We start from the raw sequence: 14,515 nt of genomic DNA, 5'->3' as shown, positions 1-14,515 counted from the left end.
TTCGATGAAATATCAAATGGTGGAGGGTTGCCAGCTATGGAAGCTTTTACACTTAGCCGGATAGAGATGTCCGGACTATTACTGTCTCTAGGGCCTAACTCGGAGCGGAAGCCGCTCCATATTCTGCAGGAAGCCTGGACCAAATTCCACCGTGACGAGGTGCGGGAGGGGACAAGCCTGCCCGCTTTTCTGTCTACGGATATCCCCCCGATTCTGCAAAAGCTGATCAAAGGCGGCGGCGTCAAAGGGCTGTCCCTGGGTGAAATTGCTTCGCTTGGCGGTCTGATTGAGTATTCCACGTTATCCGTCTCTGCTATGCAGAACTGGGTGAAGCGCGATTTCAAGGAATATCTCGGGTCCCCGCGTGAAGGGAAGAAGTACTCCATTAATCAGGCGGCCATTCTATTTATAATAGATGATCTTAAGGCTGCGCTTGATTTCGAGAGCATCAGGCAGCTCTTTCGTATGCTGTTCCTGGCGCCTGAACGTGATGACGATGATCTGGTGGAACCGGCACAGCTGTATCATGGGTATGCCGAGCTGTTCGAGGAGATTAAGACCCGTTCCCCGGTGCCGGCTGGGGGGCAGGCTCTAACCGGTAATCCCAAGGAATATCCGTGGAAATCGGACAGCGGAATCAAGTCGGCCATGGACGGAATGATGAAGCGGCTCAGCCATCTGAGCAGAGGGCAGCGGGATGCGGTGCAGAATATGCTGCTGATCGCTGCGATCTCGGTGCAGACCTGTTATTTTCAGGCGATGGCCCGGCAATATTTCAATGCGGTGTTATTCCTTGATTTTTGAATCATCCGCTTCTAGAATGTGTAAGTGATACTAGTCAGGAATTATTGTAACGGGAATCAGGGGAGAGGGGCCTTAAGTCATGTGGAATCAAATGTCGCTGCTGCAAAATCCGAAGCAGCGGAAGCTGCTCTTCAGTGCAGGTCTAAGCTGGATGTTCGACGCGATGGATGTAGGGATGATCTCGTTCGTCGTGGCTGCACTAGCCAAGGAATGGTCGCTGGGACCGGAAAAGATCGGCTATTTAACCAGCATTAACTCGGTGGGGATGGCGGTCGGTGCAGCTGCCGCCGGAATTCTGGCGGACCGCTTCGGCCGCAAATCGGTGCTGCTCTGGACGCTGCTGATCTTCTCAATTGCAAGCGGACTGTCGGCCTTCGCCGCAGGTTATGCAGTATTATGTGTGCTGCGCTTCATTGCCGGCTTCGGGCTGGGCGGAGAGCTGCCGGTGGCTTCGACTCTGGTATCCGAGAGCATGCCGGTTAAGGAAAGAGGCCGTGCTGTTGTGCTGCTCGAGAGCTTCTGGGCGTTAGGCTGGATTCTGTCGGCGCTGATCGCTTATTTCGTCATTCCGGATTACGGCTGGCGGATCGCCTTCGCCATCGGGGCGGTACCGGCGTTATATGCGCTCTATCTGCGCAGGGCAATCGATGACTCACCGAAGTTCGCGGAGATCAAGAAAGCTCCTCCAGTGCCCCTGCGTAAGCGTGTGGCGGCAGTCTGGTCGGCAGAGTACCGCCGCTCGACCATCATGCTGTGGATTCTGTGGTTCACCGTGGTCTTCTCTTATTATGGAATGTTCCTGTGGCTGCCGACGGTGATGGTGCTTAAGGGCTTCAGTCTGGTCAAAAGCTTCGAGTATGTGCTGATCATGACACTCGCCCAGTTGCCGGGATACTTCACCGCCGCCTATTTCATCGAGAAATACGGCCGCAAATTCGTACTGGTCATCTATCTGCTGCTGACAGCCGTCAGCGCTGCCTGGTTCGGGAACTCAACGACCGAGGGCATGCTGATGGCTGCCGGGATCTGTCTGTCGTTCTTCAACCTGGGGGCCTGGGGCGGGATGTACGCGTACACGCCTGAGTTGTATCCGACTAAGATCCGTTCCACAGGTGTGGGACTCGCCACCTCCTTTGGACGGATTGGCGGCATTATTGCCCCAACATTGGTTGGCCTGATGGTCGGCAAGGCGGTCGGGATCGGCTCCATCTTCATGATCTTCTTCGTTACGATTGTAATCGGCGCCCTGGCGGTGCTGTTCCTGGGGAAAGAAACGAAGGGACTGGAGCTTGAGTAGACTTCTGGTGGAATAGATTCATACTTAGCAGAACTTAACAGGACTAACAGGCCAGCCGGAAGATTCCGGCTGGCTTTTGTCTTACTTATTTGATATAACCCCTTACTTTTCTGGATTTACCCTATGCAGGGCGTTCCGTATAATCATTTATGTAACCGCTTACTTCACAAATTTGAGGAGGCAACAGATGACAATCAAGGGGACCAAAGGACTTGTACTGCTTCTAAGCTCCATATTGCTGATGACTACGGCTGCGTGCTCATCCGGCGGATCGAATGCACCGGACGAAGCCAAGGCTTCTTCCAAGACAGAGGGTTCGGCGCCTGCAATTGAGCTGCGCATGACCTGGTGGGGCTCGCAGACACGCCACGATCTGACCACCAAGATGATCAAGCGCTTCGAGGAGAAGAATCCGGGGATCACGATTAAGCCGGAATATTCCGGCTGGGACGGTTATTTCGATAAGCTGTCTACTCAGGTAGCAGGCTCGAATGCTCCAGATATCATTCAGATGGACTATGCGTTCCTGTCCGATTATGCCAAGCGCGGCACCTTGCTTGACCTGACGCCTTATACCCAGGATGGATCGCTGCGGACGGAGGACCATGACAGCAGCATGCTCTCGGCAGGAAGTATTGACGGCAAATTGTACGCCGTTACTCTTGGAGTGAACGCTCCCGGCGTGGTCTATAATGCTTCCGTGCTTCAGGAGCTGGGGATTGCGGAGCCGCAGGAGTCGTGGACCTGGAAGGACTTTGCGGAGATGGCGAATGCGATTGCTAAGAAGAAAGGTGACGGCTACTATGGGACGCCGGATATTTCGGGCACGACGAACATCTTCGAGGTATTCGTGCGCCAGAACGGGAGCGGCCTGTTCGCCGGGAACAAGCTCGGTGTCTCCCAGGAGGTCATCGATGAATGGTTCAATTACTGGCAGGGCCTGCGGGACAGCGGCGGCGCTACAACGGCAGAGGTGACTGCCGCGATGACGAATGCTCTGGAGACCCGGCCGCTGTCCGTTGGCCAGTCCGCCCTTGATTTTGCCTGGTCCAACCAGTTGATTACCTATCAGAATGTGCTGAAGGATCAGAGCCAGAAGCTGAAGATGCAGGTAATCCCTCATATGGAAGGGGAGCAGAAGATCGGCGAATATCTGAAGCCCGGCCAGTTCGTCTCCGGGAATGCCAAGACCAAGCATCCCAAGGAGGTGGCGAAGCTGATCGACTTCATGGTCAATGACCCGGAAGGCACCGCTATTCTGGGGGCTGAACGGGGAGTGCCGGTCAATTCCGCAGTGCGGGAGCAGCTGAAGCCGTCGCTTACCGCCGAGGAGCAGTTAATCTTTGATTTTATCGATGTGGTCTCCAAGCATTCCAGTGATATTGACCCGCCTTACCCGCAGGGCTTCTCGGAGATTGATAAGAACTTCAAGAGCGCCAGCGAGCAGATCTCCTTCGGTCAGGCCGGCATTCCGCAGGTAAGCGAACAGTTCATCTCCGGTGCTAACGCCATACTGGACAAGGCCAAATAAATATAGAGGAGGGAAGAGAGCCATTGAGTGCAGATCTGATTACAGTAGATAGACCAGCAGGCATGAAGCGGCGTAAACCAAAGCTGCGCTACAACCAGAACGGGATCGCCCTCCTGTTCCTGTCGCCCTGGCTGCTGGGGCTGGTGTGCCTGACCCTGGGGCCGATGGCGGCCTCGCTCTATTTTTCTTTTACAGATTACAGTATTCTGGAGAGCTCCAGATGGATCGGATTGGATAATTTCACCACAATGCTCACCGCAGATCCGTTATTTATCCAATCGCTTAAGGTGACGTTTATCTTCGTATTCGTGTCGGTGCCGCTGAAGCTGATGTTCGCCCTGGCGGTCGCCCTGCTCCTTAACAAAGGAATACGGGGCCTGGGCATCTACCGGACGGTCTACTACATCCCTACACTGCTTGGAGGCAGTGTCGCTATTGCCATGCTGTGGCGCAAGATGCTGGGCGGCGGAGGCCTTGTGAATCAGCTATTGGCCATGGTGGGGATACAGGCGCCTGACTGGGTATCGAATCCCAAATACTCGTTGTATTCGCTTATCCTGCTGTCAGTATGGCAATTCGGCTCGTCGATGATCATCTTCCTGTCCGGGCTGAAGCAGGTGCCGCCGGAATATTATGACGCCTCTTCAGTGGACGGTGCAGGCAAGGTGGGGCAATTCCTGCATATTACGCTGCCGGTGCTGTCTCCGGTTATCTTTTTCAATGTTATCATGCAGACGATCACCGCCTTCCAGTCATTCACCCAAGCGTTCATTATCAGTAACGGCAGCGGGGGACCCGTGAACTCCACCCTGATGTATTCCCTCTACCTGTACAAGAAGGGCTTCTCCTTCTTCCAGATGGGCTACGCCTCGGCGATGGCCTGGGTGCTGGTGCTGCTGATCGGGATATTCACACTCCTGCTATTCGGCAGCAGCAAGCTGTGGGTGCATTATGAAGATGGGGGGAAATAAGCTATGAATACAGGCAGTGCATCGAAAAGTGCCGCTATGCTTAAACACTTTATCATCTGTCTGATCGCCTTTGTCATGCTGTACCCGGTGCTGTGGCTGGTGGGCAGCTCGTTTAAGCCGGCGAATATGATTTTCTCGGAAATCTGGTTCTGGCCCCGGCAGTGGAATTTCCATAATTATGTCAGCGGCTGGTTCGGCTTCCAGGGCAGCTCCTTCGCCCGGTTCCTGCAAAACTCGGCACTGGTCTCTCTGGGGGCCGTGCTCGGCAATGTGATCACCTGCTCCATGGCGGCTTATGCGTTCGCGCGGCTGAATTTCCGGTTCAAGGCACTGGGCTTTGCACTGATGCTGATGACGATTATGCTGCCGCTGCATGTGACCCTTATCCCGCGTTACATCCTTTTTAACAGCCTGGGCTGGGTGAACACCTTCGCGCCGCTGATTCTGCCCAAGTGGATGGCGACGGACGGCTTCTTTATCTTCCTGACGGTACAGTTCATCCGCGGCTTGCCGAAGGAGCTGGACGAAGCGGCAACGATCGACGGCTGCGGGCCGGTTCAAATCTTCAGCCGGATTATTATTCCGCTGGCGCTGCCTGCGCTGATCACGACGATGATTTTCACCTTTATGTGGACCTGGGATGATTTCTTCAGCCAGCTCATCTTCCTTAGCGATATCGGGAAATACACAGTACCGCTCGGGCTAAGGCTGTTCCTGGACTCCAGCTCACAGTCGGATTGGGGCCCGATGTTCGCCATGTCGGTATTGTCGCTGGTGCCGTGCTTCATTCTCTTCATCACGCTGCAAAAGTATTTCGTGGAAGGAATTGCGACATCCGGCCTGAAAGGATAGAATCTGGGGAAAAGCATAGGGATGGGGCAGATGCAAAAAAGAATGCTCGGCACCTGGCTGCTGCGGATCAGGCGGAGCAAGCTCTCCACGCTGATGGCGGCCAGTATTATTACGTTCAATCTGATCTTTCTCGGGTTCATTGTTCTGCTGGCGTACCGGACTTTCTCGGACGTAACCTTCAGTGAGATCAGTACCACCAGGCTTGCCCTGCTGAATGAGAGCACGAAGCGTGGCTTCGACTTCATGACCAATGTGTCGGGCACCGCCTACTCCATTGCAGCGAACAAGAACGTTATTGAGGGGCTGGAGACTACGCCTGCCTCCAAGTATCAGATGATCTCCAGAAGGCGGGAGATTACGGAGATACTCCAGCATTCGCTGGTGCTGAACGAAGGGGTAAGCTCGATTGAGATTTACAGCGATTTGTTCAGCGGGGTGCCGCAAAGCTCGACGGATCTTGTCTTTCCGGTCTCTTCAATTAGGAACGAGAGCTGGTACCCCAAGCTGAAGCAGGCGGATTCGCTCTGGGTTCCCCTGGAGGGCAGCGGCGGCGAAGACGAGCCTTATCTGATCGGCCATATCCAGCATCTGTTCGGAAATGAAGGCAAAACGATTGGCTACCTCTATATCCGGCTGTCCGCAGACGATATCCTCAAGCAGTTCAAGGATATTCCTGCTGTGCTGGACGGCCAGATTCATCTGGTGGATACAAGCGGCAATCTCCTGCTGCTCGTGAACAAGGAGAATGGCTCTGCCGGTAAGGCTGTACTGGAGGCAGACTGGCTCTACCAGCATACGTATGAAGGCAATGAAGGCTATGAGCTGCTGAAAAAAGACGGGCAGTCCTATCTCGTCCTGTTCTCCAGACCGAGCACCATCTCCTGGCGGCTGGTCCAGGTGATCCCGACGCGTGAGCTGCTGCAGGAGGTTCGTAAGGCGGACAGGCAGGTGATCGGGATCGGACTGCTCTGTCTGCTCCTGTCGGCGCTGCTGGCGTATTTCTTCATCCGTAATATGATCCGTCCGGTGCGCAGGCTGATTCAGGAGATGCGGAAGCTGGAGCGCGGAGATTTCCGGGCCAGTATGAGTGAGTCGCTGACGGAGGAATACACGCAGATGTCTTACGGCTTCAACCACATGGTGAACCGGCTGCAGGAGCTGGTGCAGAGCGAGCGGGAAGCAAGCGCCGCGAAGCGGGAGGCTCAGGCAGGGCTGCTGGAGGCCCAGATCAAGCCGCATTTCCTGTACAACACACTGGATATGATTCACTGGAAGGCTATGGATTACGACGCCCAGGATATCAGCTACATGATCACCCAGCTTGGGAAAATGCTGCGCATCGGCCTCAGCGGCGGCAGAATGCTCATTCGTCTGCGCGACGAGCTGGAGCATGCGCGGTGTTATGTGAGCATCCAGCAGGAACGGCTGCCGATTGCCATCGAGTATACGGAGTCGATTGCGGACCCGGCGGTGAGGAGTTATTTCATTCCAAAGGTCATAATCCAGCCGCTGATTGAGAATTCAATTATTCATGGCAGCCGGGAGCCTGGCTCCGGCCCTTTGCAAATTCACCTGGAGGTCAGGGAGGTCAAAACGCCGGGAAGCCAGCCTTACTTGCAAATCACACTGCTGGATAACGGCCGGGGCTTGGCGGAAGGCTGGTCGATGGAGCAGGTGAGCGGCATCGGCACCCGGAATGTGATGAGCCGGATTCAGCTGTATTGCGGGGAACCGTACGGACTATACTTGGCCAACCGGCCGGAGAAAGGGGTTGCGGCTATGATTACGCTGCCAGTCATTGAGACGGAGGAGCAGCTGGAGCGGCTGCTGCGCGATCAGCTATGAGCCGCTCTATCCTGCTGGTGGATGACGACCCGCATATTCTGAAAGCCCTTACGAGACATGTGGACTGGGAGAAGCTGGGCCTGACCCTGGCTGGAACAGCGGTCAACGGCCATGAAGCGCTGGAGCTGTTCCGCAGGCTCTCCCCCGATCTGGTGATGACCGATGTCTATATGCCGGGCATGGGCGGGTTGGAACTTACAGAGGCCCTGAGGGAGCTGGCCCCGGAGCTGCCGGTTATTATCCTGAGCGGCTACGAGGAATTCGAGAATGCCCGGCAGGCGATGCGCTGGGGCGTCAGCCATTTCCTGCTGAAGCCGGCCCGGGTAGATGAGATCGAAGCTGTGCTCCGCGTTGTGCTGCTGGCTCTGAATGCCGGAGAGCAGAAGAAGCGGCTGGAGGAGCGTTATCAGCAGGAATTCGGCCGCACGCTTCCTTTTTTGCGGGAACGCCTGCTTATGGAACTGCTGACTACCCGCTACAGCGCGGAGGAATGCTCTGAGGAACGGCTTGGATATCTGCAGATTACCCGTCCGCAGCGGCTGGCGGCGGCCAGTATCCAGCTGAACCGCCCTTCGCCGCTGCACAAGCTGAAGGAGCGCGAATGGCAGCTGCTTCGCTTCGGAGCCGGTAATATCTGCCGGGAGACGCTGCAGCACAAGCTTGCCGGACATCCCTCTGTGCAGGGACATGTGCTCGACTATTCCGACGATCTGCTGGTGGTGCTGCTGCTGGACCGTGAGGCGGGAGAGCCGATTCCCGTTCTGAAGGAAGTGGTTCAGGAGACGATGGATAAAATCCGGAATTACATTCAGCTTCAGGCCTATGCCGGCATTGGTTCGGTCAAATCTGCTATCCATGAACTGATCGATTCGTATCTGGAGAGCAGAGAGGCGCTTGCTTCCGCAGAGTTTCAGGAGACCAGTCCCATCTACGCCTATGAGCCGTGCGGAAGCACCAACCCCTGGACGCTGGAGGACTATTCCCGGCTGCTTCAAGAGTGGAATGAGGTGCTGCTGTGCCGGGATTCCTCAAAAGTATGGGAGACCTGGGAGATCATCTTCGGCAGGCTCCGGCAGGATGACCAGAATAACATTCAGGATATTCAGACTGTGTGTGTCGGGCTGTTCACTACGCTGATGTACTATTGGAATGCCTGCTGCCCAGGCCGCACTCCTCCTATGAGCATGTCCGAATTCCTGCAGGCGGTGACGGGCTACTATACCTGGAGAAGCTTGACGGAGTGGATGGGCCAGATGATCCCGGCCTTCCTGACCGCAGCTTTTACCGAGATGAACGTCAAGAAGAACCGGCTGGTGGAGAGCGTCAAAAGCTATGTGGAAGCCCACTATACCCAGGAGATCAGCTTCATGGGCCTCGCGCAGGAGCTGCATGTGCATCCGAAATATCTAAGCCAGCTGTTCAAACGGATCAGCGGTGAGAATTTCGTCAGCTACCTGAACCAGTACCGGGTGGACCGGGCCATCGAATTCCTGCAATCCGGCCAGCATATGGTGTATGAGATCAGTGAAATGGTCGGCTTCAACAACCCTGCCTATTTCAGCCAGGTGTTCAAGATGATTACCGGGCGCAGCCCTAGTGATTATTTGAAGGGGTGATTTTCCCGATCTCCGCTATTGCAGCCCGCAGGGTGAGTATAGTATATTCTTATGGAGACACAAACGAACGTTCTCATTGCCCGGCAGGTTACATCAAGTTGCGGTGCGGTGACAGACGCTCTCATCCAAGATCTTGAGAAGTTAGTCTCTCAAGGTCTTTTTATTGATTTATGGCGGGATGCTGGAGGGCGGGCGTATTCCTGCTGTGCGAATGTGCGACTACATAGACGGGTATCTCGAATATTTTAGCGGTGATGCGGACTACTCCAATACATGACTGGAACGGCTGCATCTGCTGCATAGGCTATATGATATAATGTGAGAATTACCAAGACATACGGGTGGGGCGATGAAGCATGGCTAAAGACAGGCAGGGGCTGCATTTCTCGGAGCTGGTCTGGGAGAGTACGGAGCAGAATGTGGCGATTCCGCCGCGCGGTGTTGTAGATGAAGGCAGCCGGAAGCCTAAGTCAGCGCCGGTTAAGAAAACAACGTCCGGTTACGATACAGTCCAGCTCCAGTTATGGGATATGGAAGAGAGTGCGGAGCCGGTAACCACTACAGAGAGTGAGTTCGTTCAGCGTGCCCGTGAGCTTGTAGAGCACAAGGAGCCTGCGGCGCTTTTCGTCCCGTTCAAAAGCTACTGGCCTACCTACGGGCATATGACCGGCGCACAGAGCAGATGGTATTTTTTCTGGCGGGATGAAGTCCGGCAGGGGAGATACCCGAAGACCGATCTTTCATATATCTTCCTGCATATCTATGAGCTGATTAACGGCGTGGGCTGGGATGAGCCTCAGGAGGGCTGCCGTCAGCTCAGCCTGCTGTGGGAGGCCTACCGCGATAATTACAAACGTCTGGATCAGTACCTTGGCGGGTGGATTGCGGATTTCTCTTTTGTCCATAAGCTGGATATTCCGCTCTCGGAGATCGTGGCCCGTTCGCGTGGGCTGGCGGGGGATCTGGCTGAGCTTGAGCTGGTCCGCTGCCTGTCGGCTGCCCCGGAGCAGCTTAGCATTGAGGTGCTTAGTGTGATGTCGGACTATGATATCAGCAAGTCGAAATTTTATACCGGCGAGGGTAAAATCGCTGCGGATCGTTACATCCCCCAGGTAGTAGCCCTAATTGATGCTTATGTCGCGCGGAAGCACGGCTCGAATCTGATCACGATGTTCCCGCCTAGCCCGCCAATCGTCCGTGAACGGTATTTGTTCCGCAGTGCGGTATACGATATCTCCCTGTATGGTTATTCTGTTCTTGTGCCTGTTATCCGTGTTAGCAAGTCCCCACCGCTGCGCAGCCTGATTACCCGCCTCTTCCGGCTGACCGAGAATAAGCTGCGGGCGCTGATGGGCTACCGGGGAAGACTGAAGGATGTACGGGTCGATGCCGATATGGATGATCTCGTCACCCGTTTTCTGGAGCGTGAATTCCGCAAGGCGGAGCAGGAAGAGAAGGGACCGGCGGTGGTCATTGACCAGCAGAAGCTGGAGCAGCTGGCAAGCGACTCCGAGGTGGTGCGTTCCCTGCTTACGGTGGAAGACACAGGGGAGCCGGGTCATGAAGATGATGCGGATTGGGGAATTGAGTCTGAAGAAGCACATGGAGAAGCCGGATTGGCTGGTATCGGAAATGCTGTGGATGCGTTTGGGAGAGCTGAATCAGCGGGCGAGGAAAGTGTTTCCGCTTGCTCTTCAAAACCTGAAGAGCAAGCGGGCCAGATCACCGGTGGTGAGCACGTAGTAGTGCACCGCGAAGAGCCTCCCGGTGATTCCCTGTCCGCCGGACAGAAGCTTACCGCTTCCCATCCGCCAACCTCTGATAGCGAAGCGGACCGCTGGACACTGTTTGCTTCGGAGCTGACTCCGCTGCAACGGGAGACCGTGCTGGCGCTGGCAGAGGAGGACGGTTCTGCGAAGGTGCAGCGGCTGGCTGCGGGAGCAGGAACGATGGCAGAGCTGCTGTACGATGAGATTAATGAGCTGGCAATGGACAGTCTGGGAGACCTCATCATTGACGGGGAAGAGCTGACCGAAGAATGTCTAACCATGCTGGACTATATAAAGAGGTGAAATTCGTAAATGAACCCACTCAAAATACCGAAGCGGATGACCACCGCGCTCGTCAATTCGCTGACAGCGGGAGTTGTACCGCGTATCGGTCTTGAACATATCGCCGTCGGCCGCCGGCCGGAGGTGGAGGCGATTCTCCGCGATATGGAGAACATCGCCGATGGCGGAGCCGCCTTCAAGCTGATTACAGGCAAGTTCGGCAGCGGTAAAAGCTTCCTGCTCCAGATCATCCGCAACTATGCGATGGACCGCGACTTTGTGGTTGCCGATGCTGATCTGTCGCCGGAGCGGCGGCTGGTCGGCACGAAGGGCCAGGGGCTCGCCACCTACCGCGAGCTGATGAGCCATCTCTCGACCCGTACCCGCCCGGATGGAGGGGCGCTGGAGATCATGCTGCAGAAGTGGATCATGACGCTGCAGCAGGCGGTGATGCAGGAGAAGGGCTACGGCCCTGACGCGCCGGAGCTGGGCGATGAGGTCGGGCAGCGTATCTATTCGGTAGCTTCCGAGATGCGCGGGCTGGTGCATGGCTTCGACTTCGCCAAGGTGCTGGCCTCCTACTGGAACGGGCACAAGCTGGCGGATGACGGACTGAAGCAGGATTCCTTGCGCTGGTTGCGGGGAGAATTCCCGACCCGTACGGAAGCGCGGAAGGCGCTCGGCGTTGGTGTCATCATCGATGATGACAACTGGTATGATTACATGAAGCTGTGGGCGGAATTCACCGGAGCCATCGGTTATAAGGGTTTGCTGCTGTTCATCGATGAAGGGGTGAACCTCTACAAGATTACGAACAGCATCTCGCGGCAGAGCAATTACGAGAAGCTGCTGACCATGTTCAATGATACGATGCAAGGCAAAGCAGAGCGGCTGGGCATCTTCGTTGGCGGTACGCCACAATTCGTGGAGGACCACCGGCGCGGACTGTTCAGCTATGAGGCCTTGCGCTCCCGGCTGGTGGCCGGACGGTATGCAGGCAGCGGGCTGAACAATTACACAGGACCGATTATTGCACTGGATATGCTCTCCCACGAAGAGATTCTGATCCTGCTCCAGAAGCTGCGGGACATTCATGCGCTGCATTACGGATATGAAGCAAGACTGACGCAGGAGCAGCTGGTGCATTTCATGGAAGAGGCGGTCAACCGGCTGGGGGCTGATGAACTGCTCACCGCACGTGAGGTGGTGCGGGACTTCATGGATCTGCTGCATACCCTGCACCAGCACCCGGAGATTTCATTCGAGAAGCTGGTCGGAGAGCGGACTTCGCGGCCTGCCGAGACGGAGCAGAATGAGTTGGACGGCTTCCTGGCGGAGTTCGACCTATGAGTGATAACCCGTTCTACCGGCTGGCCCCGTTCATCAAGGAATTCATCTACAAGAACCGCTGGGATACGCTGCGCGAGGCGCAGGTTGATGCCTGCCGGGTGCTGTTTGACACGCCTCATCATCTGCTGATCGCCTCAGGGACGGCCTCAGGCAAGACAGAAGCGGCCTTCTTCCCGGCGCTCACGGAGCTATATGAGCGTCCGTCTGCATCTGTAGGCATTCTGTATATCGCGCCGCTGAAGGCGCTGATTAATGACCAGTTCACGCGGCTGAACGATCTGCTGCGTGAAGGGAACATTCCGGTCTGGCACTGGCATGGCGATGTGCCGCAGGCGGACAAGACCAAGCTGATGCAGAACCCTTCGGGGGTGCTGCAGATTACCCCCGAATCGCTGGAGGGCCTGCTGATGAACCGCCCGAATGCGATCCCGGCCCTGTTCCATGATCTGCGCTTCATCGTCATCGATGAAGTTCATGCCTTCATGGGTGCGGACCGCGGCATTCAGGTGCTGAGCCAGCTGGCGCGGATCTCGCGGATGGCGGGCTGTCATCCGCGGCGGGTTGGCCTCTCTGCGACCTTAAGCGACTACGCCTCCGTCACGGAGTGGCTGGCAGCGGGCACGCGCGAGAGCGTGGAGGTCAGTGCGCCGCAGGGCGGGCGCAAGCTGCGGCTGAGCGTGGAGCATTATTCGTTCCCGGATGCGCGGGACGAGGTGGAGGCCGAACACCTGGAGCGGGCGCGCCAGGCTTATTATGGCTTCATCTATGATCACACGCATGTCAAGAAAGCGTTGATCTTCACGAACAGCCGCACCGATGCCGAAGAGGCCATCCTGGAGATGCGGCGCATTGCCGCCAAGCGCGGCGAGCGGGATGTCTTCCATGTGCATCATGGAAGCATCTCCGCGATGCTGCGCGAAGAGACGGAGGCCACGCTCCGTGAGGGTGCGGGGCCGGCGGTTGCTGCAGCGACGCTGACGCTGGAGCTGGGAATTGATCTGGGCGAGCTGGAGCGGGTGCTGCAGCTCGGCGCGCCTTATAGCTGCGCGAGCTTCGTGCAGCGGCTGGGCCGCTCGGGCAGGCGCGGGGACGCCGCCTCCGAGATGATCTTCGTCACGCCCGAGGAGGAGGACGAGGAGGCGCAGCTCCCGGCGCGCATGCCGTGGACGCTGCTGCGGGCCATTGCCGTAATCGAGCTGTACGTACGCGAGAAATGGGTAGAGCCGCTGGTCGTGCGCCAGCTGCCAGTCGGTCTCCTGTATCATCAGACGATGAGCATCCTGAAGAGCATGGGTGAAGCAGAGCCGGAGGAGCTGAAGGAGGCTGTGCTGAGCCTGCCGTCCTTCCGCAGTATTGATCCCGCTGATTATGATGACTTCATGGAGTACATGCTGGGCATGGGCCATATCGAGAAGATGGATGAGGGCAGCCTGCTGATCGGGATGGCGGGTGAGAAGATCGTTAACAACTTCCGCTTCTATGCGGTATTTAAAGACGATGAAGAGCATGTCGTCTATAACGGGACGGAGGAGATCGGGTCCATTACCACTGTGCCGCCTCCAGGCTACTGCTTCACATTGGCAGGCAAGCTATGGAAGGTCGAAGAGGTGGACAACCGCCATAAGGCCGTCTATGTCAAAGGCTCACGCGGCAAAGTAGACACGTTATGGCTCGGCGCTGGCGGAGATGTCCATACCCGGATTATGACGAAGATCCGCGAAGTATTAGGATCTACCGCCCTGTACCCTTACCTTGCGCCAAGCGCGGCCGCCAGACTGGAACGGGCCCGCAGGCTCGCCAAAGAGAGCGGATTGCTGACGCGTTCAGTTCTGCCTGCGGGAGGAGACTCCATGTTCATCCTTCCGTGGGCTGGTAGCCGCCAGTTCCGTACCCTGGAGCGCCTGCTGAAGAACAATCTGAAGGAGCCGCTGGGCTTGCGCTCGGTCGTGCCGATGGAACCGTATTATATGGTGGTCGCCGGTAAAGTGGATGCAGAGAAGCTGGAGGATGAGATTATCGCCGAGACCGCTGCCGCTACGGATGCACTCACGCTCCTGAAGCCGGATGAAGCCCCTTACCTCGGCAAATACGACGAGTTCATCCCGCATGACCTGCTGCGCAAAGCCTTTTCGCTCGACGGCCTTGATGTACCTGGACTGGTCAGCGTGATCAAACAGTGGAAGTTGCCTACGGCATAA

10 protein-coding genes are annotated in these 14,515 nt (G+C 56.5%); all 10 read left to right on the top strand.

Annotated elements, in window-relative coordinates; genetic code table 11:
• The first annotated feature begins 36 nt into the window (after positions 1 to 36).
• Complete coding sequence (locus tag NST43_RS15650; protein WP_209990024.1) at positions 37 to 804, top strand: DUF1836 domain-containing protein; 768 nt, start codon at positions 37 to 39, stop codon at positions 802 to 804.
• Between the two features lie 79 nt (positions 805 to 883).
• Positions 884 to 2,101: an MFS transporter gene (locus NST43_RS15645; protein WP_339225234.1), complete on the top strand. Its 1,218-nt coding sequence runs from the start codon at positions 884 to 886 to the stop codon at positions 2,099 to 2,101.
• A gap of 187 nt (positions 2,102 to 2,288) precedes the next feature.
• Positions 2,289 to 3,632 carry a sugar ABC transporter substrate-binding protein gene (locus NST43_RS15640; protein ID WP_209990027.1) on the top strand — a complete coding sequence of 448 codons (1,344 nt, stop codon included), beginning with the start codon at positions 2,289 to 2,291 and terminating at the stop codon, positions 3,630 to 3,632.
• 62 nt (positions 3,633 to 3,694) lie between these two features.
• The gene (locus NST43_RS15635) at positions 3,695 to 4,603 is read left to right on the top strand and encodes a sugar ABC transporter permease (protein WP_339225432.1); all 909 of its coding nucleotides are present in this window, start codon (positions 3,695 to 3,697) and stop codon (positions 4,601 to 4,603) included.
• A gap of 36 nt (positions 4,604 to 4,639) precedes the next feature.
• A complete protein-coding gene (locus NST43_RS15630) occupies positions 4,640 to 5,455 on the top strand; it encodes a carbohydrate ABC transporter permease (RefSeq protein WP_339225431.1) in 816 nt (271 codons plus the stop codon).
• Positions 5,456 to 5,485: 30 nt separating this feature from the next.
• A complete protein-coding gene (locus tag NST43_RS15625) occupies positions 5,486 to 7,300 on the top strand; it encodes a histidine kinase (RefSeq protein WP_209990033.1) in 1,815 nt (604 codons plus the stop codon).
• A complete protein-coding gene (locus NST43_RS15620) occupies positions 7,297 to 8,916 on the top strand; it encodes a response regulator (protein ID WP_209990036.1) in 1,620 nt (539 codons plus the stop codon). The genes NST43_RS15625 and NST43_RS15620 overlap by 4 nt, the downstream gene beginning before the upstream one ends.
• 356 nt (positions 8,917 to 9,272) lie before the next feature.
• A complete protein-coding gene (locus NST43_RS15615; protein ID WP_339225233.1) occupies positions 9,273 to 10,988 on the top strand; it encodes a TerB N-terminal domain-containing protein in 1,716 nt (571 codons plus the stop codon).
• A 9-nt stretch (positions 10,989 to 10,997) separates the two neighbouring features.
• Positions 10,998 to 12,317 carry an ATP-binding protein gene (locus NST43_RS15610; RefSeq protein WP_339225232.1) on the top strand — a complete coding sequence of 440 codons (1,320 nt, stop codon included), beginning with the start codon at positions 10,998 to 11,000 and terminating at the stop codon, positions 12,315 to 12,317.
• Entirely contained in the window at positions 12,314 to 14,515 is a 2,202-nt protein-coding gene (locus NST43_RS15605) for a DEAD/DEAH box helicase (RefSeq protein ID WP_339225231.1), read from the top strand. The genes NST43_RS15610 and NST43_RS15605 overlap by 4 nt, the downstream gene beginning before the upstream one ends.

The organism is Paenibacillus sp. FSL H8-0332 (assembly GCF_037963835.1).
Classification (GTDB): Bacteria; Bacillota; Bacilli; order Paenibacillales; family Paenibacillaceae; genus Paenibacillus_AQ; species Paenibacillus_AQ rhizoplanae.
The sequence above is the reverse complement of the archived record's forward strand: the minus strand, read 5'-3'. Positions and strand labels throughout refer to the sequence as shown.